This is a genomic window from Streptomyces sp. NPDC028289 (genome assembly GCF_055565975.1).
The window spans coordinates 17,188-40,909 of the sequence record NZ_JBVHTI010000022.1 but is presented as its reverse complement, the minus strand read 5'-3'; the positions used below and the strand labels follow the sequence as shown (position 1 = coordinate 40,909).

The 23,722-nt window shown below is 71.3% G+C and carries 23 protein-coding genes; 8 read left to right on the top strand and 15 right to left on the bottom strand.

Annotated elements, in window-relative coordinates:
• Positions 1-3: 3 nt before the first annotated feature.
• Both nusA and rimP read right to left on the bottom strand, forming a co-directional pair.
• The gene (nusA, locus tag ACZ4UV_RS51460) at positions 4-990 is read right to left on the bottom strand and encodes a transcription termination factor NusA (RefSeq protein WP_351492456.1); all 987 of its coding nucleotides are present in this window, start codon (positions 988-990) and stop codon (positions 4-6) included.
• 2 nt (positions 991-992) lie between these two features.
• On the bottom strand, positions 993-1,502 hold the full coding sequence (gene rimP / locus ACZ4UV_RS51455) for a ribosome maturation factor RimP (protein ID WP_467850084.1): 510 nt from the start codon (positions 1,500-1,502) through the stop codon (positions 993-995).
• Positions 1,503-1,868: 366 nt separating this feature from the next.
• Here rimP and ACZ4UV_RS51450 point away from each other — a divergent pair, with 366 nt between their 5' ends.
• Genes ACZ4UV_RS51450 through ACZ4UV_RS51440 form a run of 3 tightly spaced genes read left to right on the top strand, consistent with a single transcriptional unit; the run spans position 1,869 to position 3,771 of the window.
• The gene (locus tag ACZ4UV_RS51450; protein WP_451018544.1) at positions 1,869-2,339 is read left to right on the top strand and encodes a hypothetical protein; all 471 of its coding nucleotides are present in this window, start codon (positions 1,869-1,871) and stop codon (positions 2,337-2,339) included.
• Positions 2,336-2,842 carry a DUF4439 domain-containing protein gene (locus ACZ4UV_RS51445; RefSeq protein WP_451018541.1) on the top strand — a complete coding sequence of 169 codons (507 nt, stop codon included), beginning with the start codon at positions 2,336-2,338 and terminating at the stop codon, positions 2,840-2,842. The genes ACZ4UV_RS51450 and ACZ4UV_RS51445 overlap by 4 nt, the downstream gene beginning before the upstream one ends.
• A gap of 32 nt (positions 2,843-2,874) precedes the next feature.
• Entirely contained in the window at positions 2,875-3,771 is an 897-nt protein-coding gene (locus ACZ4UV_RS51440; RefSeq protein ID WP_467850081.1) for an aminoglycoside phosphotransferase family protein, read from the top strand.
• 116 nt (positions 3,772-3,887) lie between these two features.
• Here the strand turns inward: ACZ4UV_RS51440 and ACZ4UV_RS51435 are convergent, their stop codons facing one another.
• The 4 genes from ACZ4UV_RS51435 to ACZ4UV_RS51420 are packed head-to-tail and all read right to left on the bottom strand — an operon-like array spanning position 3,888 to position 6,850.
• Positions 3,888-4,088 (bottom strand): ferredoxin, encoded by a 201-nt coding sequence (locus ACZ4UV_RS51435; RefSeq protein WP_451018539.1) that lies wholly within the window; start codon positions 4,086-4,088, stop codon positions 3,888-3,890.
• Position 4,089: 1 nt separating this feature from the next.
• On the bottom strand, positions 4,090-5,307 hold the full coding sequence (locus tag ACZ4UV_RS51430) for an NADH-ubiquinone oxidoreductase-F iron-sulfur binding region domain-containing protein (RefSeq protein ID WP_467850077.1): 1,218 nt from the start codon (positions 5,305-5,307) through the stop codon (positions 4,090-4,092).
• Entirely contained in the window at positions 5,307-5,882 is a 576-nt protein-coding gene (locus ACZ4UV_RS51425) for a ferric reductase-like transmembrane domain-containing protein (RefSeq protein ID WP_351492443.1), read from the bottom strand. The genes ACZ4UV_RS51430 and ACZ4UV_RS51425 overlap by 1 nt, the downstream gene beginning before the upstream one ends.
• Positions 5,879-6,850 carry an FAD:protein FMN transferase gene (locus tag ACZ4UV_RS51420; protein WP_467850074.1) on the bottom strand — a complete coding sequence of 324 codons (972 nt, stop codon included), beginning with the start codon at positions 6,848-6,850 and terminating at the stop codon, positions 5,879-5,881. The genes ACZ4UV_RS51425 and ACZ4UV_RS51420 overlap by 4 nt, the downstream gene beginning before the upstream one ends.
• Positions 6,851-6,871: 21 nt before the next feature.
• On the opposite strand from ACZ4UV_RS51420, the gene ACZ4UV_RS51415 reads away from it, so the two are divergent.
• Positions 6,872-7,291: a hypothetical protein gene (locus ACZ4UV_RS51415; RefSeq protein WP_467850071.1), complete on the top strand. Its 420-nt coding sequence runs from the start codon at positions 6,872-6,874 to the stop codon at positions 7,289-7,291.
• 98 nt (positions 7,292-7,389) lie between these two features.
• Here ACZ4UV_RS51415 and ACZ4UV_RS51410 read toward each other — a convergent pair whose 3' ends face one another.
• From ACZ4UV_RS51410 to dxr, 6 genes are all read right to left on the bottom strand, one after another.
• Positions 7,390-9,096, bottom strand: coding sequence for a proline--tRNA ligase (locus ACZ4UV_RS51410; protein ID WP_390041070.1), 1,707 nt, complete (start codon positions 9,094-9,096; stop codon positions 7,390-7,392).
• Between the two features lie 87 nt (positions 9,097-9,183).
• Positions 9,184-9,714: a GNAT family N-acetyltransferase gene (locus tag ACZ4UV_RS51405; protein ID WP_390041068.1), complete on the bottom strand. Its 531-nt coding sequence runs from the start codon at positions 9,712-9,714 to the stop codon at positions 9,184-9,186.
• A 107-nt stretch (positions 9,715-9,821) separates the two neighbouring features.
• Positions 9,822-10,670, bottom strand: a complete 849-nt coding sequence (locus tag ACZ4UV_RS51400; protein WP_390041066.1) for a GNAT family N-acetyltransferase — start codon at positions 10,668-10,670, stop codon at positions 9,822-9,824.
• Between the two features lie 403 nt (positions 10,671-11,073).
• A complete protein-coding gene (gene ispG / locus ACZ4UV_RS51395) occupies positions 11,074-12,231 on the bottom strand; it encodes a flavodoxin-dependent (E)-4-hydroxy-3-methylbut-2-enyl-diphosphate synthase (RefSeq protein WP_382718118.1) in 1,158 nt (385 codons plus the stop codon).
• Positions 12,232-12,401: 170 nt separating this feature from the next.
• Positions 12,402-13,694 (bottom strand): M50 family metallopeptidase, encoded by a 1,293-nt coding sequence (locus ACZ4UV_RS51390; RefSeq protein WP_467850105.1) that lies wholly within the window; start codon positions 13,692-13,694, stop codon positions 12,402-12,404.
• Positions 13,695-13,702: 8 nt separating this feature from the next.
• Positions 13,703-14,983 carry a 1-deoxy-D-xylulose-5-phosphate reductoisomerase gene (dxr, locus tag ACZ4UV_RS51385; RefSeq protein WP_451018535.1) on the bottom strand — a complete coding sequence of 427 codons (1,281 nt, stop codon included), beginning with the start codon at positions 14,981-14,983 and terminating at the stop codon, positions 13,703-13,705.
• 190 nt (positions 14,984-15,173) lie between these two features.
• Between dxr and ACZ4UV_RS51380 the strand changes: the two genes are divergently transcribed.
• Complete coding sequence (locus ACZ4UV_RS51380; protein WP_451018534.1) at positions 15,174-15,632, top strand: lamin tail domain-containing protein; 459 nt, start codon at positions 15,174-15,176, stop codon at positions 15,630-15,632.
• Between the two features lie 59 nt (positions 15,633-15,691).
• Here the strand turns inward: ACZ4UV_RS51380 and ACZ4UV_RS51375 are convergent, their stop codons facing one another.
• Both ACZ4UV_RS51375 and ACZ4UV_RS51370 read right to left on the bottom strand, forming a co-directional pair.
• Positions 15,692-17,626: an acyl-CoA dehydrogenase family protein gene (locus tag ACZ4UV_RS51375; protein WP_351492423.1), complete on the bottom strand. Its 1,935-nt coding sequence runs from the start codon at positions 17,624-17,626 to the stop codon at positions 15,692-15,694.
• A 144-nt stretch (positions 17,627-17,770) separates the two neighbouring features.
• Positions 17,771-18,259, bottom strand: coding sequence for a hypothetical protein (locus ACZ4UV_RS51370; protein ID WP_467850064.1), 489 nt, complete (start codon positions 18,257-18,259; stop codon positions 17,771-17,773).
• A gap of 232 nt (positions 18,260-18,491) precedes the next feature.
• On the opposite strand from ACZ4UV_RS51370, the gene ACZ4UV_RS51365 reads away from it, so the two are divergent.
• The 3 genes from ACZ4UV_RS51365 (at position 18,492) to ACZ4UV_RS51355 (ending at position 22,946) form a co-directional block, all read left to right on the top strand.
• The gene (locus ACZ4UV_RS51365; RefSeq protein WP_390041058.1) at positions 18,492-19,505 is read left to right on the top strand and encodes a LacI family DNA-binding transcriptional regulator; all 1,014 of its coding nucleotides are present in this window, start codon (positions 18,492-18,494) and stop codon (positions 19,503-19,505) included.
• A gap of 73 nt (positions 19,506-19,578) precedes the next feature.
• A complete protein-coding gene (locus tag ACZ4UV_RS51360; protein ID WP_467850061.1) occupies positions 19,579-21,633 on the top strand; it encodes a glycoside hydrolase family 31 protein in 2,055 nt (684 codons plus the stop codon).
• A gap of 125 nt (positions 21,634-21,758) precedes the next feature.
• Positions 21,759-22,946: a sulfotransferase family protein gene (locus ACZ4UV_RS51355; protein WP_467850058.1), complete on the top strand. Its 1,188-nt coding sequence runs from the start codon at positions 21,759-21,761 to the stop codon at positions 22,944-22,946.
• A gap of 45 nt (positions 22,947-22,991) precedes the next feature.
• Here the strand turns inward: ACZ4UV_RS51355 and ACZ4UV_RS51350 are convergent, their stop codons facing one another.
• Positions 22,992-23,705, bottom strand: a complete 714-nt coding sequence (locus ACZ4UV_RS51350) for a glycoside hydrolase family 12 protein (protein WP_390041054.1) — start codon at positions 23,703-23,705, stop codon at positions 22,992-22,994.
• Positions 23,706-23,722 lie beyond the last annotated feature (17 nt).

Genomic DNA, 23,722 nt, shown 5'->3' with positions numbered 1-23,722 from the left:
GATCTACTCGGCCGCCTGCTCGGTGTCCGGGCGGATGTCGATCCGCCAGCCGGTGAGCCGGGCGGCGAGCCGGGCGTTCTGGCCCTCTTTGCCGATCGCCAGCGACAGCTGGTAGTCCGGCACGGTCACCCGGGCGGACCGGGACGCCAGGTCCACGACCTCGACCTTGGAGACGCGGGCCGGGGACAGCGCGTTCGCCACCATCTCGGCCGGGTCGTCCGACCAGTCGACGATGTCGATCTTCTCGCCGTTCAGCTCGCCCATCACGTTGCGGACCCGGCCGCCCATGGGGCCGATACACGCGCCCTTGGCGTTCAGGCCCGAACGGGTGGAACGGACCGCGATCTTCGTACGGTGACCGGCCTCGCGGGCGATGGCGGCGATCTCGACGGACCCGTCGGCGATCTCCGGCACCTCCAGCGCGAAGAGCTTCTTCACGAGGTTCGGGTGGGTGCGGGAGAGCGTGACGGAGGGACCGCGGACGCCCTTCGCCACCCGTACGACGTACGACCGCAGCCGCATCCCGTGCGGGTAGGTCTCGCCGGGGACCTGCTCCTGCACCGGCAGGATGGCCTCCAGCTTGCCGATGTCGACGAGCACGTTCTTCGGGTCGCGGCCCTGCTGGACCACTCCGGTGACGATGTCGCCCTCGCGGCCGGCGTACTCGCCGAGCGTGGCGTCGTCCTCGGCGTCGCGCAGCCGTTGCAGGATCACCTGCTTGGCGGTGGTGGCGGCGATCCGCCCGAAGTCCGACGGGGTGTCGTCGAACTCGCGCGCCTCCTGCCCCTCCTCCAGGTCCTCGGGGTCCTCCTTCGCCCACACGGTCACGTGCCCGGTGTTCCGGTCGAGCACCACGCGCGCGTGGCGGCGGCTTCCCTCGGTGCGGTGGTAGGCGATGAGGAGGGCCGACTCGATCGCTTCGACCAGCAGGTCGAAGGAGATCTCCTTCTCCCGAACCAAGCCCCGCAGGGCGCTCATGTCGATGTCCACGGCTACGCCTCCTCCTCTTCCGTCATGTCCGTCTTGTCCTTGCGGTTGAACTCGACCTGCACACGCGCCCGCTCGATCTCGGCGAACCCGAGGCGGCGGCCGGTGGCCTTGCGGCCCTTGACGCCGGGCACCTCCAGGTCGAGGCCCTCGTCGTCGACGTCCAGGATCCTGGCGACCAGTTCCCCGCCCTCGGCCAGCTGGAACCTGACCAGGCGGTCCACGGCGCGCAGGTAGTGCCGGTGCTCCGTGAGCAGGCGTTCCGCGCCGGGGGTGCCGACCTCCAGGGTGTACTCCCCCTCGCCCATCGCGTCCGTCTCGTCGAGCTTCGCCGAGAGCTCACGGCTCACATCGGCGATCTGGTCCAGGTCCGCCCCGGTGTCGGAGTCGACGACGACGCGCAGCACGCGCTTGCGTCCGACGGAGTCCACGGCGATCTCTTCGAGATCCAGTCCCTGGGAGGTGACGAGCGGTTCCAGGAGCTCTCGCAGCCTCTCGCTCTGGGTGGTGCTCATCCGGGTGACTCCTCGGCCGCGTGTGCTGTTGTGGGATGGGTCGCGCGTCTGGTCAAAGGGTATCGGGTCGCGGGGGGTGTTGCGTGCGGGTGCCTCCGGCGGTGGGGCCGATCGCCCTGGGGGTCGGGGGGGCTGAGGTTGTCGGGCGGGTGCGGGTGGTGGGGGGCTTGTCGCGCCCGCGCGGCGGAGCCGCACATCAGATACAACCCCGCGCCCCTTGAGTTGGCTGTCGAGCCGGTGACATGAGTTCGAGGGGCGCACGGGTAACGTGATCACGGTCGGGTGCATGTCCGCCCACGTGTTCGTACGACCCCCCTGAGGACGTCTGCCGTGTCGTTCCCCTCGCTGTTGCGAAGAAGGAGCCTGATCGTTTCGGTGGCCTCGGCTGCCGTGCTGGTGGGCTGCTCCACTGATTCGGACTCCGCCGGCAGCGGTGGGAGTACGTCGGTGTCCGCGCGGGCACGCACGCGTGCGGCACGGGACAGCCGGGGGCTGATGCGGCAGTACGACGCCGTCGTCGCCGTTCATCCCGCGCTCGCGGAGCGGTTGCGGCCGCTGCGGGCGGAGGTGGCGGCGCATGCGGCGGCGTTCGAGGAGGGCACGGCCTCCCCCACAGCGACGGTTTCCTCTTCGCCCACGGCGTCCCCGTCGGCCTCGCCGACCGTGCCCGCCGACGAGAAGTCCGCGCTCGCCTCGCTGGCCGCCGCCGAGCGCAGCCTTGCCGAGCAGCGGACCAAGGCGCTGCTGGACGTGCCGGGCGAACTGGCCCGGCTGCTGGCCGGGGTGGCGGCGGCCGGGGCCGGGCACGCGTACCTGCTGACGAAGGGTGACCGGTGAGCGACGAGGCGGAGGCGGGCGTCCTCAAAGCGCTCCAGGCGGCGCTGGCGGCCGAGCACGCGGCGGTGTACGGCTACGGCGTCGTCGGCGGGCAGATCGGCGGGCAGCGGCTGGCCGAGGCACGCTCGGCGTACGACGCGCACCGGGCCGGCCGGGACGCGCTGGCCCGCGAGGTACGGGACCTGGGCGGTGCGCCCGTCGCCGCGAGCGCCGCGTACGCGCTGCCGTTCGCCGTCACGGACACCGCTACGGCGGTACGGCTCGCGGCCGAGCTGGAGGAGCGGGTGGCCGACGTCTACTCCGACCTGGTCCGGGCGTCCTCCGGCGAGCGGCGCGGCTCGGCGGCCGCGGCGCTACGGGAGGCCGCGGTGCGGGCGGTGCGCTGGCGCGGAGAGAGCGTAGCCTTCCCTGGGCTCGCCGAGCGGGCGGGTTCCGGTGCGGGTTCCGGGGCGGCGGCCGGTGGGTCGGCCTCGCCCTCGCTCACGGTTTCGGCGACTCCCTAGGGCCTCAGAGGCAGGAAAGGAACGACTCGCGTATGGCTTTCGAACCGCCGCGGCGCCTGGTGAGGGCGCTCGGTGAGACGGTGCCGGACGGTGACGATTGGCTGGAGAAGCTGCCGGGTGCGGTGGAACAGGCCGTCGCGCGACGCGAGTTGACCGTGGAGCGGGTTCAGGTGCCGGGCGGCCGCAGCAGTGTGGTCCTGCTGGTGCGGCGGGCGGACGACTCGCCTGCCGTACTGAAGCTGGCGCCGCGGCGGGCCCGCCCGGAGAGCGAGGCGGCGGCGCTGGCGCACTGGGGCGGGCTCGGTGCGGTGCAGGTGCTGGAGGCCGACGGGCCCGCGGGCGTGCTGCTCCTTGAGCGGCTGCATCCGGAGGTCTCGGTGCGGTCGCTGCCCGAGGCGAAGGCGTTGCTGGAGGCGGCGGGGATGCTCCGGCGGCTCTGGGTGCCGCCGCCGGAGGGGCTCGTCTTCGAGACGGTGACCGAGCGGACGGGGCGGCAGGCCGCGGCGATGGCCTGGGCGGCCGGTGACGCCGAGGTGGGGCCGTTGGTGGCGGCGGCGGTCGCGGCCCGGGAGGAGTTGCTGGTCGCGCCGCCCGAGCAGCGGTTGCTGCACGGCACGTTCCGGCAGAGCAAGGTGCTGGCCGGGGAGCGGATGCCGTGGTTGGCGGTGGGGCCGGATCCGGTGGTCGGGGAGTGTGCGTTCGATCTCGCGCGGTTGGTGCGGGACCGGGTGGAGGATCTGATCGCCTCACCGTCCGGGGCGTCCATCACCCGGCGACGGATCAAGCGGCTTGCGGAGTCGCTCGAGGTGGATCAGGAGCGGTTGCGGGGGTGGACGTTGTTCCGGGCGGTGGAGTCGGGTGTGCGAGCGCTTCGGGTGGGGCGGCCGAAGGACGGGGAACTGTTGCTGGAGTTCGCTGGGTGGCTGTAGGGCGCTTTCAGGGGCGGTGCGGGGGTGGTGTGGGGGTGGTGCGGGGGTGGTGTGGGTCGTTCCCCGACTGCGGGTGCGTTGTGGCTGGTCGCGCAGTTCCCCGCGCCCCCAGGGAATTATTCCTCCCTCAGTTTCAGGGCCAGGGCAGGACAGTCCGCCGCCGCTCTGCGGGCTCGCCTCCTCGTGCGTGGGGGTATGGGGCGGCCGTCGACCAGTGGGTAGCCCCACTCGTCCAGGGTGATGTGCTCCGGGAGGAGTTCCGCGCACAGGCCGTGGCCCTGGCAGGAGGTCCAGTCGATGGTGATGTGCTGGTCCATGTCAGATCCGTTCGGTGGGTACGGGGAGCAGCGGGGTGCGGTCGGTTGCGGTGCAGTGGCCGTTCGCGTGGGCGTCGAGTTCCGTTGCGAACGTCGTGAGGGCGCTGCGGACCAGGCGGACCGTGCCGTCGGGGTGGTGGCACGCGCCGCGGCCCGTCACCAGGCCCGCCCAGCGGGAGAGGTCCGTGCGGGCGGTGCCCTGGGGGCCGGGGGTGGCCAGGGTCTGGAAGGCCGCGGCCATCCGCGGGAGTCCGTTGAGGCAGGGGCCGCACTGGCCTGCCGACTCCAGGGCCAGGTAGCGCAGGACGCGGGCCGTTTCGGCCGGGCCGCAGCGGTCGGCGGGGAGGGCAGCCAGGACGCCTGCGCCCAAGTAGGTGGAGGAGAGGGGGACTTGGGCGGCCTCGGCGGCGGGGATCCAGGTGCCGTGGTAGCCGCCGACCAGGGCCGCGGACGCGCCCTCCAGAGGGAGGAGTCGACCGACGGGCATGCCGTACGGGGCCTCCACGACCCGGACTTCGCGGCCCGGCACGTGCAGGGTGCACAGGGCGCTGCCCGGTTCGGCGGGGGTGCCCGCGGAGCGGAACCAGTCGGCGCCGTAGCGGGCGATCAGGGCCAGGTGGGCCAGGGTCTCGACGTTCTGGACCAGGGTGGGGGCGCGGCGCACCCCGCGTTCGCGGACCGGCGGGGTCGGGTGCGTGGGGCGGGCGGGGCCGCCGGAGAGGTACTGGACGAGGGCCGAGGCCTGGCCGGAGAGGAAGCGGGCGGGCAGGCGTACGACCTGCACGCGCACCGGGTCGCGGCGCTGGGCGAGGGCCGACTCCAGGTAGGAGGCGCCGTTCTCGACGGCGAGGTACGCCTCCGCCGCGCCGACCGCCTCGGCCGCCAACTGCAGTCCGTCCAGGACCAGATGGGGTGACAGACGGAGGAGGGTCTGGTCCTTGTGGCTGGCCGGCTCGCTCTCCGCGCCGTTCGCGACGACGACCGGTGCGCGCTGGGTGCGACGGGCCGCGTCGGCGACCGCGACGAACTTCCGGTACGCCGGGAAGCCCGCCCCGCCGCGGCCGGTGAGGCCGGATTCGGCCAGGGTGCGCAGGAGGGCCGCCGGATCGCCGTACGCGAGGGGGCCGTAGCGCTGTTCGTGCGTGGTGCGGTCGGCGGGGGTGCCGCCGGGGGCCAGGAGGCGCGGGGGCATGTAGACGTCGGTGAAGAGCGTGGTCATCAGTGGGCCCCTTCGGTGTGCAGCAGTGCGGCCGGGGTCTGGCGGGCGGCGCGGACGGCCTGGGCGGTGCGCAGGGCGAAGGCGGTGATCACCGTCGCCGTGCAGGTGACGGTCAGCCAGGTCATCCAGTCGGTGCCGGCGTCCGTGCCGATGCCGATGCCGTGCACCAGGGCGACGGGCCAGGACGCGTATGCCAGCCAGTGCACGGCGCGCCAGGTGCGGTGGCCGAGGCGGTCGCGGAGGAGGCTGGTGACGAGGACCGCGAGCAGGAGGTCGAAGGCGACCGTGCCGAGGCCGAGCCAGAGCGGCTGGTAGTCGGAGACGAAGGGGACGAGGGCGTCCAGCGCCGTGATGTTCACGTAGCCGTCGACGACCGCCACGGTGATGTGCAGGGCCAGGAAGGCGGTGGCGGAGAGGGAGAGCGTGCGGTGCAGGCTCATCGTGCCGAAGCGCGGGAGGCCGGGGAGGCGGGTGCGCAGGCGGACGGCGATGCCGAGAAGGACGACCACCGTGAAGAGGACCAGGCAGACGGCGCCGGTGGCCCGGTTGGCGTACCAGAGGGTCTCGGAGGTCACGCCGCCGCCTCCAGCGCCGCGCGGGGGGCGGGCCAGCCCGGCGTGGTGACGACGGTGCCGTCGTGCGCGACCAGGCGGGCGGACAGGCCGAGACCGGTCAGCCAGCGTGGTGCGCCCGCGCCCTTGACCAGGGCCGCGGTGGTCGCCGCGTTGGCGTCGGCGCAGTCGGCCGCGGCCACCGAGACCGTGCGCCACGGGGAGCGCACCGGCAGCCCGGTGCGCGGGTCGACGATGTGGTGGAGGTCGTAGCCGCCGCGCCGCCAGCGGCGGGCGCCGGTGCCGGAGGTGGCGAGACCGCCGGAGCGCAGGCCGACGGTGTCGTACGACCCCTGCGCGGGCGTCTCGTCCACCGGTCCGGTGATGTCCTGGACGCGGATCCGCCAGCCGTCCGCCGGGGGCTCGCCGGCGACGGCGGTGTCGCCGCCGAGGCTCACCAGCACCCCGCAGCCGGCCGTGTCGGCCAGCATCCGCGCGGCCCGGTCGGCGGCCCAGGCCTTGGCCGTCGCGCCCAGGTCCAGGCGGACGCCCTCGGGGACGGTGACCGTGCCGGTCGCCGGGTCCAGGGTGACCTTGCGCCAGTCAGGCGCGCGGCGCACCCGCAGGGAGACCGGGCGGTCGTCCTCGCGGACGAGGGTGAAGTCGCGGTCGTAGCCGATCGCGTCCATCGCCGAGCCGACGGTCGGATCCACCGCGCCGTCCGTCGCCTCGGCGGCGCGCAGGGCGACGGCGAGGGCCTCGGCGAGCAGCGGGCTGACCCGGACCGGGCGGCCGTGGCTGGTGTCGAGGGCGGCGAGTTCGGAGTCGGTGCGGAACCTGCTGCAGGCCGCCTCGACCTCGGCCAGCTGCCGGGCGAGCAGCAGGTTGCAGGAGTCCAGCAGGGCCCGGTCGGTGACGACCAGGCGGACGGTGGTACCGAGGGCACGCCACTCGGCGGCGGCCGTCGGCCGCGGGGTACCGGCGGCGGTCATGACGCCCCCGAGGCGGCGTCGGTGGAACTCGATCCGCTGCCGGAGGTGAGCCCGTCGGAGGAGGACCGGAGGTCCGAGGATGACGAGCTGGAGGAGCTGGACGAGTCGGTCGACTGGGAGGACGAGGAAGTGTCCGTGCTCGAAGCCGAGTCGGAGCTGTTTCCGGAGCTGCTGGAGCTCGACGTCGTACCCGTGCCGCTGCTCGCCGCCGTCTCGGCGTCCGACTGCATGGTGCCGACCAGGGCGAACACCCCGGCCGCCGCGGCGAGCGTGACCGCCGCCGCCAGGGCCGCCGTGCGCCGGGTACCCCGGCGGACCGCTGCGGCCGCGCCCCTTTCCCGGGACTTTTCGCCTTGCACTCTCTCGGTCATGACCGATCCCCTCCTGCGTGACTCTCTGTCACGCATTACGTTCGGGCACCGGCCTGAGAGAAGTCTGTGAGGATCCCATACGGGGCGGAAGAACTGTCTGAGACGTTCCTGAAAAGCGGCAGCGGCCGCCGGTGTGTCACCGGCGGCCGCTGCGGCGGGAGTTGAGGCTCAGTTGGCGGTCAGGCGGGCGATCGCCTCATCCACCGTGAGCTCCTCGCGCTCGCCCGACTTGCGGTCCTTGAGCTCCAGGACGCCCTCACCGGAGCGGCGGCCCGCGATCAGGATCTGCGGTACGCCGATGAGTTCGGCGTCGGTGAACTTCACACCCGGGGAGACCCCGGCCCGGTCGTCGACCAGGACGCGCAGCCCGGCCGCCCGCAGCTTCTCGGAGACGTCCAGGGCGAGTTCGGTCTGCAGGGCCTTGCCGGCGGCGACCACGTGCACGTCGGCCGGGGCGACCTCACGCGACCAGACCAGGCCCTTCTCGTCGGCGGTCTGCTCGGCCAGGGCGGCGACGGCACGGGAGACACCGATGCCGTAGGAGCCCATCGTCACGCGGACCGGCTTGCCGTTCTGGCCGAGGACGTCGAGCTTGAGGGCGTTGGTGTACTTCTGGCCCAGCTGGAAGATGTGGCCGATCTCGATGGCGCGGTCCAGCTTCAGGCCGGTGCCGCACTTCGGGCAGGGGTCGCCCTCCAGCACGACCACGACGTCCACGTACTCGTCGACCTCGAAGTCACGCCCGGCCACCACGTTCTTGGCGTGCGTGCCCTCCTTGTTGGCGCCGGTGATCCAGGCGGTGCCCGGGGCCACCCGCGGGTCGGCGATGTACTTCACCTTCTCGCCGAGACCCTGCGGGCCGACGTAGCCGCGGACCAGGTCGGGACGGCCGGCGAAGTCGGACTCGCTGACCAGCTCGACGGCGGCCGGGGCGAAGTGCTCCTCGACCTTGCCCATGTCGACCTCGCGGTCACCCGGTACGCCGACGGCCACGATCTCGCCGTCGACCTTCACCAGGAGGTTCTTCAGGGTGGCGGAGGCCTGGACACCGAGGTGCGCGGCGAGGGTCTCGATGGTCGGGGTGTCCGGGGTCGGGATCTCCTCGAGCGCGGGCACGCCCGACGCGTCCACCGGCTTCAGCTCGTAGGCGATCGCCTCGGTGTTGGCCGCGAAGTCGCAGTTCGGGCAGTCGGCGAAGGTGTCCTCGCCGGCCTCGGCCGGGGCCAGGAACTCCTCCGACTTCGAGCCGCCCATGGCGCCGGCGGTGGCGGCGACGATGCGGTAGTCGAGGCCGAGGCGCTCGAAGATCCGCCGGTAGGCCTCGCGGTGCAGGGCGTACGACTTGGCGAGGCCGTCCTCGTCCAGGTCGAAGGAGTAGGAGTCCTTCATGAGGAACTCGCGGCCGCGCAGGATGCCGGCGCGCGGACGGGCCTCGTCACGGTACTTGTTCTGGATCTGGTAGAGGATGACCGGCAGGTCCTTGTAGGAGGACGCCTGGTCCTTCACCAGCAGGGTGAAGATCTCCTCGTGGGTCGGGCCGAGGAGGTAGTCGCCGCCCTTGCGGTCCTGGAGGCGGAACAGCTCGGCGCCGTACTCCTCCCAGCGGCCGGTCGCCTCGTACGGCTCGCGGGGCAGGAGGGCCGGCAGCAGCACCTCCTGGGCGCCGATCGCGTCCATCTCCTCGCGGACGATCCGCTCGATGTTCGACAGCACCCTCAGACCGAGCGGCAGCCAGGACCAGATCCCGGCCGCCGTACGGCGGACGTAGCCGGCGCGGACGAGGAGCTTGTGGCTGAGGACCTCGGCGTCCGCCGGGTCGTCACGCAGCGTCTTCGCCATCAACTGGGACATGCGTTGGACCGGTGCGTTCGCCATGGTTCTCGTACTCCTGCCGGAAAAGGGTGATGGCTAGGAGGTTAGCCGGGCACGCTGTGCCGGTGGAAATCGGTTAGCGACGACGGGTCACTGACGGCGCAGCGGCAGGGGCGCGCCCATCACCGCGTACGGCTTCGGGGCACTGGGGAAATGCACCTGGCGGGCCAGGTCGACGTAGCCGAGGGAGTGGTAGAGGCCGCGGGCCGGGCTGTCGGTGTCGATCGCGGAGAGGATCGAGCGGGGCTCGGTGGCGCCGTCGGTGATGAGCGTGATCAGGCGGCGGCCGATGCCGCGGTTCTGGTGGCGGGGGTGCACGTGCAGTTCCGTGATCACGAAGGAGTCGTCGAGCCAGTCGGCGTTGCCCTGCGCGCGGAGATACGGCTCCACGACGGTGGACCACCAGTGCGTGCGGCTGTTCGGCATGCCGTAGACAAACCCTACGAGGAGCCCCTCGCTGGTGGCGCCGAGAGCCCTCGCCCCGGGGTACTGCATGTGACGGAGGACGATCTGACGCCGGACCGCCACCTCGTCGGGGCCGAGGCCGAATGCGATGGCCTGGACTGCGAGGGCCTCGTCGACGTGGGAGGGGAGGTCCAGGGGGCCGATCACGAGGTCCATGGGGGGAGGGTACAGCGGGTGGAGCGTGGTCGTCCGGGTGCGGGTGCGTTATGGCTGGTCGCGTAGTTCTCCGCGCCTCTTGCGGGGCGAGTGACCTGGACGTCGGCCTAGAAGAGAACACTCATGAACGCTCCGACCTCCTGGAAGCCGACCCTCAGGTACGTCCTCCGTGCCGCCGTGTTGAAGTCGTTGACGTAGAGGCTCACCACGGGGGCGACGTCGGCGAGGGCATACCGCAGGACCGCTGCCATGCCGGGCGCCGCCATGCCCATACCCCGGTACTCGGGGGCTACCCACACGCCCTGGATCTGGCACGCCTCGGCCGTGGCCGCGCCGATCTCCGCCTTGAAGACGACCTTGCCGTTGTCGTCGAGCCGGGCGAACGAGCGGCCGGAGCCCACGAGTTCGGCGACCCTCGCCTGGTAGAGGAGGCCGCCGTCGCCGGCCAGCGGGGAGACGCCCACCTCCTCCGTGAACATCGCCACGCACGCCGGCATGATCGCCTCCATCTCGTCCTTGCGGATGCGACGGACGTACGGATCCGGGGTGATGTCGGCGGGCATGCGGTCGGTGACCATCAGGGGCTGGTGGCCGCGCACCTCGCGGGCCGGGCCCCAGTGCGGCTCCAGGAGGCGCCACAGCTGGGCGGTGGCCTCGGCGGGGCCGACGATCGAGGAGCAGCGGCGGCCGGCCCGGCGGGCCCGGTCGGCGAAGGCGCGGACGGCACGCGGAGTGGCGCAGATCGGGACCAGGTTGGCGCCGGCGTAGCAGAGGGACGTGAGCATGCCGTCCTCGTACCAGCCCCACATCTCGCCGCCGAGACGCCAGGGGTCGAGGCCGGCCACCTGGACACGTGAGGTCACGAAGGCGTTCTCGACCGGCTCGCGGTCGAGTACGGCGAGCGCGGCGTCCAGGTCACTCGGTTCGAGCACCCGTGAGGTGGTCTGCGTCAACACGTGCGGGGCCTCACGCTGATGGGTTCTGCTGATCTCCGCACTGTACCTGCGGAAGCTTGGCCGTGCCGCCCCGTGTGCTGTGAAGCGGCCGCAGCCTGGGGTTCCGTCCCTGGGGGCTCCGCTCCCAGACCCCCACTTGAGCCTCCGGCCCCGTCCTCGAACGCCGGACGGGCTGGATGGTGGGGGTACGCCCCGGCCTCCGGCCGCGCCCTCAAACGCCCGAGGGCTGGAAGAAGACGCCCTCGGTCCTCCGGCATGCAGCCGACTCAGCCCCTCCGGCGTTTGAGGAGCGGGGTCCAGGGGCGGAGCCCCTGGGCGGGGGTGTCAGGGGCTGCACCTCTTGAGGATGGGACGGGTAGGGGCGGCGGGGGCGAAGAACCCTCCCCGTCGCCCGAGGACGGCGTCAGCCCGCCACCGACACCGACGGCTCGCCCGACTCCGTGCCGTCCGCCTCCATCTGCTCGGCCAGCTTCATGGCCTCCTCGATGAGGGTCTCCACGATCTTCGACTCGGGGACCGTCTTGATGACCTCGCCCTTGACGAAGATCTGGCCCTTGCCGTTGCCGGAGGCGACGCCGAGGTCGGCCTCGCGGGCCTCGCCCGGGCCGTTCACGACGCAGCCCATGACGGCGACCCGGAGCGGTACTTCCATGCCGGTGAGACCGGCGGTGACCTCTTCGGCGAGCTTGTAGACGTCGACCTGGGCGCGACCGCAGGACGGGCAGGAGACGATCTCCAGGCCGCGCTGCTTGAGGTTGAGGGACTCGAGGATCTGGTTGCCGACCTTGACCTCCTCCACCGGCGGCGCGGAGAGGGAGACGCGGATGGTGTCGCCGATGCCCTGGGAGAGCAGGGCGCCGAAGGCGACGGCCGACTTGATGGTGCCCTGGAAGGCCGGGCCCGCCTCCGTGACACCGAGGTGCAGCGGGTAGTCGCACTGGGCGGCGAGCTGCCGGTACGCCTCGATCATCACGACCGGGTCGTTGTGCTTGACCGAGATCTTGATGTCCCGGAAGTCGTGCTCCTCGAAGAGGGACGCCTCCCACAGGGCCGACTCGACCAGCGCCTCGGGGGTCGCCTTGCCGTACTTCTGGAGCAGCCGGCGGTCCAGGGAACCGGCGTTGACGCCGATACGGATCGGGGTGCCGTGGTCCTTGGCGGCCGCCGCGATCTCCTTGACCTTGTCGTCGAACTGCTTGATGTTGCCGGGGTTGACGCGGACGGCGGCGCAGCCGGCCTCGATCGCGGCGAAGACGTACTTCGGCTGGAAGTGGATGTCCGCGATGACGGGGATCTGCGACTTCTTGGCGATCGTGGCGAGCGCGTCGGCGTCGTCCTGGGTGGGGCAGGCCACCCGCACGATCTGGCAGCCGGAGGCCGTCAGCTCGGCGATCTGCTGGAGGGTGGCGCCGATGTCGGACGTACGGGTCGTGGTCATCGACTGGACCGAGACCGGGGCGTCTCCGCCGACCGCAACGGAGCCGACCTGGATCTGCCGGCTCTTCCGGCGCTCGGCGAGCTTGGTCGGAACGGACGGCATGCCGAGAGAAATCGCAGTCATCTGCTGTGCAACCCCAAGTCGTGGATCTAGGTCCAGGTCCCGTCGTAGGCGGGTTCCAGGCTTCGAGATTACGGCACCGGCACGGGAGCGAGCACATCCCCCACCTGTAAACCCACTCAATGGAAGCGGCCCGGAACTCAGTGTTCCGGGCCGCCTCGAACGCCGTATGGCTAGGAGATTTTCACCGGGTTAACCACGTCGGCGACCAGGACGAGGAGAGTGAAGCAGATGAACACCCCGGCCACCACATAAGCCACCGGCATCAGCTTCGCCACGTCGAACGGGCCCGGGTCCGGGCGGCGCAGGACCTTTGCCAGGTGGCGGCGGAGCGACTCCCACAGGGCGCCCGCGATGTGGCCGCCGTCCAGCGGCAGCAGCGGGAGCATGTTGAAGAGGAAGAGGGAGAGGTTGAAGCCGGCCACGAGCATCAGGGCCATCGCCAGCTGCTCCGTCGGCGGGATGTCCAGGGTGAAGATCTCGCCTCCGACCCGCGCCGCGCCGACCACGCCCATCGGGGAGTCCGCCTGGCGCGGGGCGCCGTCGAAGGCCGCGTCCCACAGGGCCGGGATCTTGCCGGGCAGGCTCACGATGGAGTCGACGGCGTCGCCGACGCGGTCGCCCATCCAGGTCAGGGAGTCGCCGAAGTCCTGACGGACGATGCCGGTGGCGGCGCTGAAACCGAGGAAGCCGGCGGTGACGTACTGGCCCTCGACGATCTGGCCGCTGGAGTCCTTCTTGGCGACCTGGTTGGTGGCGATCTTCGCGTGCAGGGTGACGTCCTGGCCCTTGCGGTCGACGACGATCGCGACCTCCTTGCCGGGGGTGGACCGGATCAGGTCGGAGAGCTGGTTCCAGCTGGTGGTCCGGACGCCGTTGAAGGAGAGGATCTTGTCGCCCGCCTTGAGGCCCGCGGCTGCGGCCGGGGAGGCGGCGTCGGTCGACTTGCAGGTGTCGCGGTTCTCGCTCTGCGCGATCACGCACTGGGAGACCGAACTGACCGTGGTGGTCTGCTGGCTGATGCCGAAGCCCATGAGGACGGTGAGGAAGAGCGCCACCGCGAGGACCAGGTTCATGAACGGGCCCGCGAACATCACGATCACGCGCTTCCAGGGGGCGCGCGTGTAGAAGAGGCGGGACTCGTCGCCGGGCTGGAGCTCCTCGAAGGCTGCCGAGCGGGCGTCCTCGATCATGCTGCGCCAGGGTGAGGTGGAGCGGGCGGTGACCCTGCCGTCGGCGCCCGGCGGGAACATGCCGATCATGCGGATGTAGCCGCCCAGCGGGACGGCCTTGATGCCGTACTCCGTGTCGCCCTTGCGGCGCGACCAGATGGTCGGGCCGAAGCCGACCATGTACTGCGGGACGCGGATGCCGAAGAGCTTGGCGGTGGAGAGATGCCCCAGCTCGTGCCAGGCGATCGAGACCAGCAGGCCGATCACGAAGACGACTATGCCGAGGATCATCATCAGGGCTGTCATGCACGCGCCTCCGCGGTCGCCTTCTGCGCTGTCAGTTCCCGGGCCCGGACCCGTGCCCAGGTCTCCGCTTCGAGTACGTCCGGCACGGTGAGCGAAGTTCCCGTACGGGGGGTGCCGTGTTCCTCGACCACCCGGGTCACGGTCTCCATGATGCCGTTGAAGGGCAGCAGACCGGACCGGAAGGCCTCGACGCACTCCTCGTTGGCCGCATTGAACACCGCGGGCGCGGTGCCCGCGAGCTCACCGACGTGCCGGGCCAGGTTCACGGAGGGGAAGGCCTCGTTGTCCAGCGGGAAGAACTCCCAGGTGGAGGCCTTGCTCCAGTCGAAGGCGGGCGCCGCGTCCGGGACCCGTTCGGGCCAGCCGAGACCGATGGCGATCGGCCCCCGCATGTCGGGGGGCGTCGCCTGCGCGATCGTGGATCCGTCCGTGAACTCGACCATCGAGTGGACATACGACTGCGGGTGCACGACCACCTCAATGCGGTCGAAGGGAATGTCGTAGAGGAGGTGCGCCTCGATGACTTCCAGCCCCTTGTTGACCAGGGTCGCGGAGTTGATCGTGATGACCGGGCCCATCGCCCAGGTGGGGTGGGCGAGCGCGTCCTCGACGGTGACGTTCGCCAGCTCGGCCTTCGTACGGCCGCGGAAGGGGCCACCGGAGGCGGTCACGACCAGCTTCCGGACGTCGGCCCTCGTCCCCGCGGCCAGCGACTGGAAGAGCGCCGCGTGCTCGGAGTCGACCGGGATGATCTGGCCGGGCTTGGCCAGCGCCTTGACCAGCGGGCCGCCGACGATCAGCGACTCCTTGTTGGCGAGCGCGAGGGTGTGGCCCGCCTCCAGGGCGGCGAGGGTGGGTGCGAGGCCGATGGAGCCGGTGATGCCGTTGAGGACCGTGTGGCACTCCGCGGAGTCGGTGGCGGCGGCCTGGGTGGCCGCGTCGGGTCCGGCGAGGATCTCGGGGAGCGGTTCGCCGGGGCCGTACAGCGCCGTCAGCGCCTCGCGCAGGGCCGGTACGACGTCCTCGCGGGCGACCGCGACGGTGCGCACCCGCAGCCGGTGCGCCTGCTCGGCGAGGAGGGCGATCCGGCCGCCGTGGGCGGACAGGGCGGTGACCCGGAAGCGGTCGGGGTTGCGCAGGACGAGGTCGATGGCCTGGGTGCCGATCGATCCGGTGGAGCCGAGGATCACCACGTCCTTCGGGCCGTCGCCCACGAGCGGGTCGTACACGCGGTGCGGGTCGGCGAGGGGTGCCGGACTGGCGGGACTGTCGGTCATCCCCCCATTGTGGCCGCATCCGGGGGCCGGGAGGACAGCGCGTCCCTCACCCGGGTGCCTTATCAGTTCTTAGCGCCCTATGGCGCGTAATTCCCTTTGTGAGGTTCACGTGAAGATCATGTGATAACACTTCTGTCGGGCCGGCGGGGACGACCGGTCCGACCGGAAGACATCCTGGGGGGATCTCTCCATGCGTTCTGTACGCATACGCACCGCCCTGCCCGCGCTCGCGGGCGCCGCTCTGCTCACCGGCACCGTGTTCAGCACCCCGGCCCAGGCGGCCGGCGGCGTGACCGTCTACCACGTCTGGTTCGACAGCCCGGGCAGCGACAACCGCTCCAACGCCAGCCTCAACGCCGAGTGGGTGCAGATCAAGAACACCGGCGGCTCGGCCGTCTCGCTGGGGGGCTGGGTCCTGAAGGACGCCTCCAACCACCGCTACGTCTTCAAGAGCGTCAAGATCGGCGCCCACAAGACGATGAAGGTGCACACCGGCCGGGGCACGGACACCGCGTCGGACAAGTACCAGAACCGCCGCGCCTACGTGTGGAACAACACCAGCGACACGGCGACGCTGACCAAGGCGAGTGGCGCCAAGGTCGACTCCTGCTCCTGGACGACGCGGGATCCGAGCGACAAATACTGCTGAATCGCTACTTCAGCGACTCACCGGAGGGCCCTCAGCCGAGGGCCCTCACGTGCAGGGCCTCACTTGAACGGGCGGCGGGCGTTGTCGTGCCGGGACGGCCCGGGGGTCGCGTCGGCGATCCACGGGCCCTCGCCCGACGGGTCGACGATGCCCTGCTCCAGCCATTCGAAGGAGCCGCCGAGCACGCCCTTGACGACCTTGCGGTCCAGGTCGTCGGTGTTCGACCACAGGCGGGTGAACAGCTCGTCGACGCGGATGCGGGCCTGCCTGCAGAACGCGTCGGCGAGCAGGTAGGCCTCGCGGCCGTGGTCGCCCTGGCGGCGCAGCAGTTCGGCGCGGACGCAGGCCGCGCTCATCGCGAACAGTTCGGCGCCGATGTCCACGACCCGGCCGAGGAAGCCCTGCTTGGTCTCCATCCGGCCCTGCCAGCGGGACATGGCGTAGAAGGTGGAGCGGGCCAGCTTGCGGGCGTGGCGCTCCACGTAGCGCAGGTGCGGGGCGAGGTCCACGCCGTGCTTGAAGTCGCCGTACGACGTGGGGAGCTGGCCCGGTCCCGCGACCAGCTTGGGCAGCCACTTGGCGTAGAAGACGCCCGCGTTCGCGCCCGCCCTCGCCTTGTCCTGGAGGGACTTGTCGGGGTCGATGAGGTCGCCGGCGACCGAGAGGTGGGCGTCGACGGCCTCGCGCGCGATCAGCAGGTGCATGATCTCCGTGGAGCCCTCGAAGATGCGGTTGATGCGCAGGTCGCGCAGGAGCTGTTCGGCGGGGACGGCGCGTTCGCCGCGGGCCGCCAGCGACTCGGCCGTCTCGAAGCCGCGGCCGCCGCGGATCTGGACCAGCTCGTCGGCCATCAGGCAGGCCATCTCGGAGCCGTAGAGCTTGGCGAGGGCGGCCTCGATGCGGATGTCGTTGCGGTTCTCGTCGGCCATCTGGGAGGAGAGGTCGACGACCGCCTCCAGGGCGAAGGTGGTCGCCGCGATGAAGCTGATCTTGGAGCCGACCGCCTCGTGCAGCGCGACCGGCTTGCCCCACTGCTCGCGGACCGCCGACCACTCGCGGGCGATCTTCAGGCACCACTTTCCGGCGCCCACGCACATCGCGGGCAGCGAGAGCCGCCCGGTGTTGAGCGTGGTGAGGGCGATCTTGAGGCCCGCACCCTCGGCGCCGATGCGGTTGGCGGCCGGGACCCGGACCTGGTGGAACCGGGTGACGCCGTTCTCGATGCCGCGCAGGCCCATGAAGGCGTTGCGGTTCTCGACGGTGATGCCCGGAGAGTCGGCCTCGACGACGAAGGCCGTGATGCCGCCCTTGTTGTCCTCGGTCTTCGGCACGCGGGCCATGACGACCAGGAGGTCGGCGACCACGCCGTTGGTGGTCCAGAGCTTCACGCCGTCGAGGACGTAGTCGTCCCCGTCCGGTACGGCGGTGGTGGCCAGGCGGGCCGGGTCCGAGCCGACGTCCGGCTCGGTGAGCAGGAACGCCGAGATGTCGGTGCGGGCGCAGCGCGGCAGGAAGGCGTCCTTCTGCTCCTGGGTGCCGAAGATCTTCAGCGGCTGCGGGACGCCGATGGACTGGTGGGCGGAGAGCAGCGCGCCGACCGCGGGGTTCGCGGAGCCGACCAGGGACAGGGCCCGGTTGTAGTAGACCTGGGTGAGCCCGAGGCCGCCGTACTTGGTGTCGATCTTCATGCCGAGGGCGCCGAGCTCCTTGAGGCCGGCGATCACCTCGTCCGGAATGCGCGCCTCGCGCTCGATGAGCGCCGAGTCGATCTTCGTCTCGCAGAACTCGCGCAGCCGGGCCAGGAACTCCTCGCCGCGCTGCACGTCCTCGTCCGCCGGGAGCGGATGCGGGTGGATGAGGTCGAGCCGGAAGCGCCCGAGGAACAGTTCCTTGGCGAAACTGGGCTTGCGCCAGTCCTGTTCCCGGGCGGCCTCCGCCACCTGGCGGGCCTCCCGCTCGGTGACGGTGGGTTTCTTGGTGGTGGGGGCGGACATTGAGGCTCACCTCGCCACGAAAGGGGTTGTCGGGGACCGTTCGTTACCGACCAGTGCTACTGGATCGTTGGTACCCGAAACGGGCCGTACCTACCAGCCCTCGCGGTCCGATCGGCTGACGGGCCGGCCGCCCCGACGCGTTTCTCAGCCGATGTCGACGGAGTACGACGTGGTGTCCAGCCGCCCCGAGCCCTTGAAGACCTCGGCGCCGGACTCGATGCCGGAGAGGTACTTGTCGTTGCCCAGCAGCTTGCGGCGGACCAGGGTCGGCAGTCCGGTGGACGCGTTGTCGACCTTCCAGCCCCAGTGCCAGCCGAGGACCGTACTCGCGTACGACTTGACGTCCGCGTCCGTGCTCAAGGTGTTGTTCGCCCAGGTGCAGGACGTCCCCCAGGAGAAGGTGGAGCCCGCCTGGGAGTCGTCCCAGACGCACTGGGTGCCGGTGCCCTTGCCCTGCCCCCAGAGGTTGTTGTTGAGGTAATACTTGCCGAGCGTGACGGTGTCGAAGGTGGCGCACCTCCTGCTCGGCTCGCCGGCCTGCGCCACGGTGACGCCCGCGGCGGCGGCGAGCGCGGCCGAGGCGGCCAGCAGCGTCTTCGCCGTCTTGGACAGGCGCGGTCTGCGGTGTTGCATCGGGGGGTCCTTCCGGGGGACGGTTCGGGTACGACCCTCAGACGGCCGTACGACCTCTTTGTGGCCGCCGCCCCCTGGAGAGATTGCCGAAGCCGCCCCGGCAATTCGTTGTCGAAGCGCTTCGACATCCTATGGACACCCACCCGCACTGAAGCTACTGTCGAACCACCCTCACTCGCCACCTGTCAGCAATGCGCACTGTCGAAGCGCTTCACAAAGCTTGGAGAGCTGGATGGTCACCCTCGCCGAGGTCGCCCAGCACGCCGGAGTCTCGGCGAGCACGGTGAGCTATGTCCTCAGCGGCAAGCGGTCCATCTCCGCCATCACCCGGCAGCGGGTCGAGCAGAGCATCCGGGAGCTGGGCTACCACCCGAACGCGGGCGCCCGCGCCCTGGCCAGCAGCCGGTCGAACATCATCGCGCTGATGATCCCGCTGCGTACGGACATGTACGTGCCGGTGATGATGGAGATCGCGATCGCGGTGGCCACCACGGCCCGCGCGCACGGCTACGACGTGCTGCTGCTCACCGGCGAGGAGGGGCCGGACGCGGTGCGCCGGGTCACCGGCAGCGGGCTCGCCGACGCCATGATCCTGATGGACGTGGAGCTGGAGGACGAGCGGCTGCCGCTGCTGCGGCAGACCGACCAGCCCTCCGTGCTCATCGGCCTGCCCGCCTCCACCTCCGGGCTGACCTGCGTCGATCTCGACTTCGGGGCGACCGGCGCGCTGTGTGTGGAGCACCTCGCGAAGCTCGGTCACCGTGACATCGCTGTCATCGGCGAGGCCCCGGCCGTCTACGAGCGGCACACCGGCTTCGCCGAGCGCACCCTGGACGGACTCCGGTCCCGGGCCCGGGAGTTGGGCCTGAGGGTGCTGCACCGGCCGTGCGAGGGCGGGTACGACGCGATGACCGCCACGCTGGCCCGGATCTTCGACGAACGCCCCGGCACCACCGGCTTCGTCGTCCAGAACGAGTCCGCGGTGGAGCCGCTGCTCGCGCTGCTGCGCCAGCAGGGCCGGGCCGTGCCGGAGGACGTGTCCGTGGTCGCGATCTGCCCGGACCAGGTCGCCGTCCAGGCCTCGGTGCGGCTGACCTCGGTCGCCATCCCCGCGCAGGAAATGGGCCGGCACGCCGTGGAACACCTGGTCGCCAAGCTGGACGGCCGGGGCAGCGAAGAAGTCGTGCTGATCGCACCCGAGTTGACGGTACGGGCGAGCACGGGACCGGCACCGGCCGGGTCCTGAACCGCTCTCCCTTCTCACCCTGTCCTGCCGAGCCGGGGCACCCCCATGTCTGCACTCATTCAGGAGCGCGCACGTGAATCAGCCTGCCGAAAACCCGTCTGCCACGCCGCAGCCCAAGGTCAGCCTCGCGCAGTCCTCCCCCACCGTCGGCACGTTCCGCGAGCGGGACGGGGCCCTGGAGTGGAGCGGCCGTCAGGAGACGCTGCGGATCGAGCCCTGGGGTCCGGACGCGGTCCGGGTGCGGGCCCGGCTCGGCGGTCCGATCCTCGAAGGACTGCCGGGCGCCCTGCTCGACGAGCCCCCCGCCACCGGGTCGACCGTCAAGATCGGTGATGGAGAGGGGCAGTTGACGGTCGGCGCCCTGACCGTCGAAGTCTCCGCCGAGGGCCTGGTCCGCTTCCTGCGCACCGACGACCGCGCGGAGGTGCTGGCCGAGGAGCGCGCCCACTTCTGGTGGCCCGGCTCGCGCCTGTACACCGCGGTCGGCAACGGCTACCACCGTCTGGAGCAGCGGTTCGCCGCCTACGAGGGCGAGCGGCTGTTCGGCCTGGGCCAGCACCAGCACGGGCGCCTGGACCAGAAGGGCCTCGTCCTGGACCTGGTCCAGCGCAACGCCGAGGTCTCCATCCCGGTCCTGGTCTCCAGCCGCGGGTACACCCTGCTCTGGAACAACCCGGCGATCGGCCGCGTGGAGCTGGCCGGCAACGGCACCCGCTGGGTGGCCGACTCGGCGCGCCAGCTCGACTACTGGATCACCGTCGGCAACCCGGCCGACGGCCAGCGCAACTACAGTGCGGTGAGCGGCCGTTCGCCGATGCTGCCGGAGTGGGCGGCGGGCTTCTGGCAGTGCAAGCTGCGCTACCGCACCCAGGACGAACTCCTCGCCGTGGCCCGGGAGTACAAGCGACGCGGGCTGCCCATCTCGGCGATCGTCTGCGACTTCTTCCACTGGACCCACCTGGGCGAGTGGAAGTTCGACCTGAAGGAGTGGCCGGACCCGGCCGCGATGGTCCGCGAACTCGACGAGCTCGGCATCAAGCTGGTGGTGAGTGTCTGGCCGTCCGTGTCGCCGCTGTCCGAGAACCACCCGGTGATGGAGCAGCGCGGCTACTTCATCGGCACCCAGTACGGCCCGACGGCGCACGCCGACTGGCCGGACAAGGAGGTGGCGTCGACCGTCCAGGTGGCCTTCTACGACGCCACCAACCCGGACGCCCGGGATTTCGTGTGGTCGAGGGTCAAGGAGAACTACCTGGACCCGTACGGCATCACGGCGTTCTGGCTGGACGCCTGCGAGCCCGAGCTGAAGCCGGGCTTCCAGGAGAACCTACGCTACTGGGCGGGCCCCGGCCTGGAGGTCGGCAACAGCTACCCCGCCGAGAACTCCCGGACCTTCCACGAGGGCCTGCGGGCCGCGGGCGAGGAGGTCGTCACCCTCAACCGTTCGGCGTGGGCGGGCAGTCAGCGGTACGGGGCCGCGCTGTGGTCCGGCGACATCGGCACCGACTTCACGACCCTGCGCCACCAGATCGCGGCCGGCCTCAACACCGCGCTCTCCGGCATCCCCTGGTGGAACACCGACATCGGCGGCTTCCACGGCGGCGACCCGGACGACCCGGCCTACCGCGAGGTGATGGTCCGCTGGTTCCAGTTCGGCGCGCTCTCCCCGCTGATGCGCCTGCACGGCTTCCGCGACCCGGGCATGCCGCTGGGCCCCGACATGACCGGCGGCCCGAACGAGGTGTGGTCGTACGGCGCGGAGGCCGGCGCGATCCTGGAGAAGTACCTGCGGCTGCGCGAGCGCCTGAAGCCGTACGTCCTGCGGGTCATGCGGGAGGCCCACGAGGAGGGCCTCCCGGTGCTGCGGCCGCTCTTCCTGGAGTTCCCCGGGGACCAGGCGGCCTGGACGGTCGACGACGCGTACCTCTTCGGCCGTGACCTCCTGGTGGCGCCGGTGCTGACGGCGGGCGCCACGGTCCGGACGGTGTATCTGCCGGCGGGAGCCCGGTGGACGGACGCGTGGACGGGCGAGTCGTACGAGGGCGGTACGGCGGTGACGGTGGACGCGCCGCTGGACCGCATCCCGCTGTTCCTGCGCGACGAGGCGGAGCTGCCGGTCACGGAGTAGCCCGGCCGGATCGCGACGCCTCCCGTTACCGGCCGGTAAATGTCTCAACTCGGCGGTGTGGGCGGGCAGTCGGAGGGGGTAGTCAGTATCCCCTCCCCTGTCCCCCCACGAAGGGTTCCGCTGCCGTGGCCTTGGACCCGCTCCCCCTCACGCTCGCCAACCTGCTCCTCAGACCCGGCTTCCGCGCCCGCCGCACCCCGGACCGGGCCTTCGACCGGCTGCTGGAGGCGGCCGGCCCGGCGGAGGGCGACGAACGGTTCACCGACGACTTCCGCCACCTGCTGCGATGTTGGGCGGCGGCCGAGCATCTGACCCCGGTCGGCTGGCTGTCCGCACGCGGGCACGTCGGCCGGCATCTCGCCAACCGCGCCCGGATCCGCCGGCTGCTGGCCGAACGCCCCGAGATCGGACGCGAGCCCGTCGAGCGCCCGGTGTTCGTGGTGGGCCTGCCGCGCACCGCCACCACGCTCACCCACGGCATCCTCTCCCTCTCGGCGGACCACCGCTGCCCGCTGCTCCGGGAGTTACTGACCCCCGGCCTCCACGAGGACCCCGCGGAACGGGAGAAGGCGATCACGACCGCCCGTCGTCTGGTCGGGGGCATCAACCTCTTCGCCCCGGACTTCCGCCACATCCACAACCTGCGCCCCGAGGGCCCGGAGGAGTGCACCTTCGCGCTGCCGCACACGGTGATGCCGCTGTCCCAGGCGGTGATCCCCGAGTACCTGCCCTGGCACGAGAGCCATGACTTCGGCGCCGACTACCGCTACCTCAAGCAGGTCTACCAGGTGCTCCAGTACGGCCGCCCGCGCCGTCGCTGGGTGCTGAAGTCGCCGCTGCACCTGGAGAACCTGGACGCGCTGCGGGCGGTCTTCCCGGACGCCACGATCGTGTGGACACACCGCGATCCGGCCACCGCCGTGGCCTCGTTCTGCAGCCTGGTCGAGCACGGCATGGCGGTGAACACCCGCCCCCTCGACCTGGAACGGATCGGCGCCACCTGGCTGGAGCTGCTGGCCCGCTCGGCCCGCCGCGGCCTCGCGTCCCGCGCCGGCATCCCCCGCGACTCCCTCGTCGACGTGCCGTACTCCTGGCTGGGCGCCGACCCGGCCGCGGGCGCCCCGAAGCTCTACGCGGCCGTCGGCGCCCGCTGGACCGAGGCCGACGCGGCCCGCCTCCCGGCCGTCGCCGCCCGCCCCAGGGGGACCCGGGTCCACAGCTACGACCTGGCCCGCTACGGCCTGACCCGGGCGGACGTCGACACCGCCTTCGCGGACTACAACGCGCTGCGCGCCGAGGTCGACCGGGCGTGACCGCGCAAGGGGCGGCCCCGCCGGTGGCGGGGCCGCCCCGGCGGCTCAGCTGCTGCTCACGCTCTCGCTGTTGACGGTGAAGTCCAGGCCGCCGGACGAGGACGTGATCTCGAAGCCGAACTGCACGTCACCGATGGTGACATTGCCGAACCAGCCCTTGGTGTCCTTGATCCACTTCAGGATCGGCAGGATGTCGACCGTGCCGGAGGTGGAGTTGGAGCTGCGGACGAACGAATAGACGTTGTTCGAGCCGTTGTTGCCCTTGTAGACGGTCCAGGTGTTGCTGCCCAGCGTGAGGGTGCCCTGCGAGGTCCCGAGCGGGCCGACGGCACCGGTCTTGTTGACCCAGAGCATGATCTCGTTGGCGTAGCCGGTGTCCCAGATGTCGTACGACGTGTTGTACGCGCCGGACGACGGGACGGTCACGTTGTAGCTGCTGGTCAGCGACCCGAGAGAGGTGATCGTCTTGTTGATCACCTTCTTGGAGTTGGGGTACGACTTGATGCCGCCGGTGTTGGGGTGGTTGGCGTTGACGCCCCAGTTGGTACCGGAGTTGGCCCAGATGCACTGAGTGCCGGCGCCGGAGCCCCAGATGTTGTTGTAGAGGGTGTAGCCGTTCAGCGTGGTGTTGCCCCACTGGTCGCAGGAGCTCCAGACGGCGGCCGAGGCGGGGGCCGCGGCGAGGGCGACGGTGGCGCCGAGGGCGAGCGCGGGGGCGATCAGGGCGGTGGCGACCCTGCGGTGCGTGCGTGTTGCCATGGTGTCCCTTCCATGGG

Bases quoted from the DNA above. Each gene is read 5' to 3' on its own strand.
- rimP (WP_467850084.1), bottom strand. From the start codon at position 1,502: ATGAGCACCACCCAGAGCGAGAGGCTGCGAGAGCTCCTGGAACCGCTC.
- ACZ4UV_RS51440 (WP_467850081.1), top strand. From the start codon at position 2,875: ATGGCTTTCGAACCGCCGCGGCGCCTGGTGAGGGCGCTCGGTGAGACG.
- ACZ4UV_RS51435 (WP_451018539.1), bottom strand. From the start codon at position 4,088: ATGGACCAGCACATCACCATCGACTGGACCTCCTGCCAGGGCCACGGC.
- ACZ4UV_RS51430 (WP_467850077.1), bottom strand. From the start codon at position 5,307: ATGACCACGCTCTTCACCGACGTCTACATGCCCCCGCGCCTCCTGGCC.
- ACZ4UV_RS51420 (WP_467850074.1), bottom strand. From the start codon at position 6,850: ATGACCGCCGCCGGTACCCCGCGGCCGACGGCCGCCGCCGAGTGGCGT.
- ACZ4UV_RS51410 (WP_390041070.1), bottom strand. From the start codon at position 9,096: ATGGCGAACGCACCGGTCCAACGCATGTCCCAGTTGATGGCGAAGACG.
- ACZ4UV_RS51405 (WP_390041068.1), bottom strand. From the start codon at position 9,714: ATGGACCTCGTGATCGGCCCCCTGGACCTCCCCTCCCACGTCGACGAG.
- ispG (WP_382718118.1), bottom strand. From the start codon at position 12,231: ATGACTGCGATTTCTCTCGGCATGCCGTCCGTTCCGACCAAGCTCGCC.
- ACZ4UV_RS51390 (WP_467850105.1), bottom strand. From the start codon at position 13,694: ATGATGATCCTCGGCATAGTCGTCTTCGTGATCGGCCTGCTGGTCTCG.
- dxr (WP_451018535.1), bottom strand. From the start codon at position 14,983: ATGACCGACAGTCCCGCCAGTCCGGCACCCCTCGCCGACCCGCACCGC.
- ACZ4UV_RS51380 (WP_451018534.1), top strand. From the start codon at position 15,174: ATGCGTTCTGTACGCATACGCACCGCCCTGCCCGCGCTCGCGGGCGCC.
- ACZ4UV_RS51375 (WP_351492423.1), bottom strand. From the start codon at position 17,626: ATGTCCGCCCCCACCACCAAGAAACCCACCGTCACCGAGCGGGAGGCC.
- ACZ4UV_RS51370 (WP_467850064.1), bottom strand. From the start codon at position 18,259: ATGCAACACCGCAGACCGCGCCTGTCCAAGACGGCGAAGACGCTGCTG.
- ACZ4UV_RS51365 (WP_390041058.1), top strand. From the start codon at position 18,492: ATGGTCACCCTCGCCGAGGTCGCCCAGCACGCCGGAGTCTCGGCGAGC.
- ACZ4UV_RS51350 (WP_390041054.1), bottom strand. From the start codon at position 23,705: ATGGCAACACGCACGCACCGCAGGGTCGCCACCGCCCTGATCGCCCCC.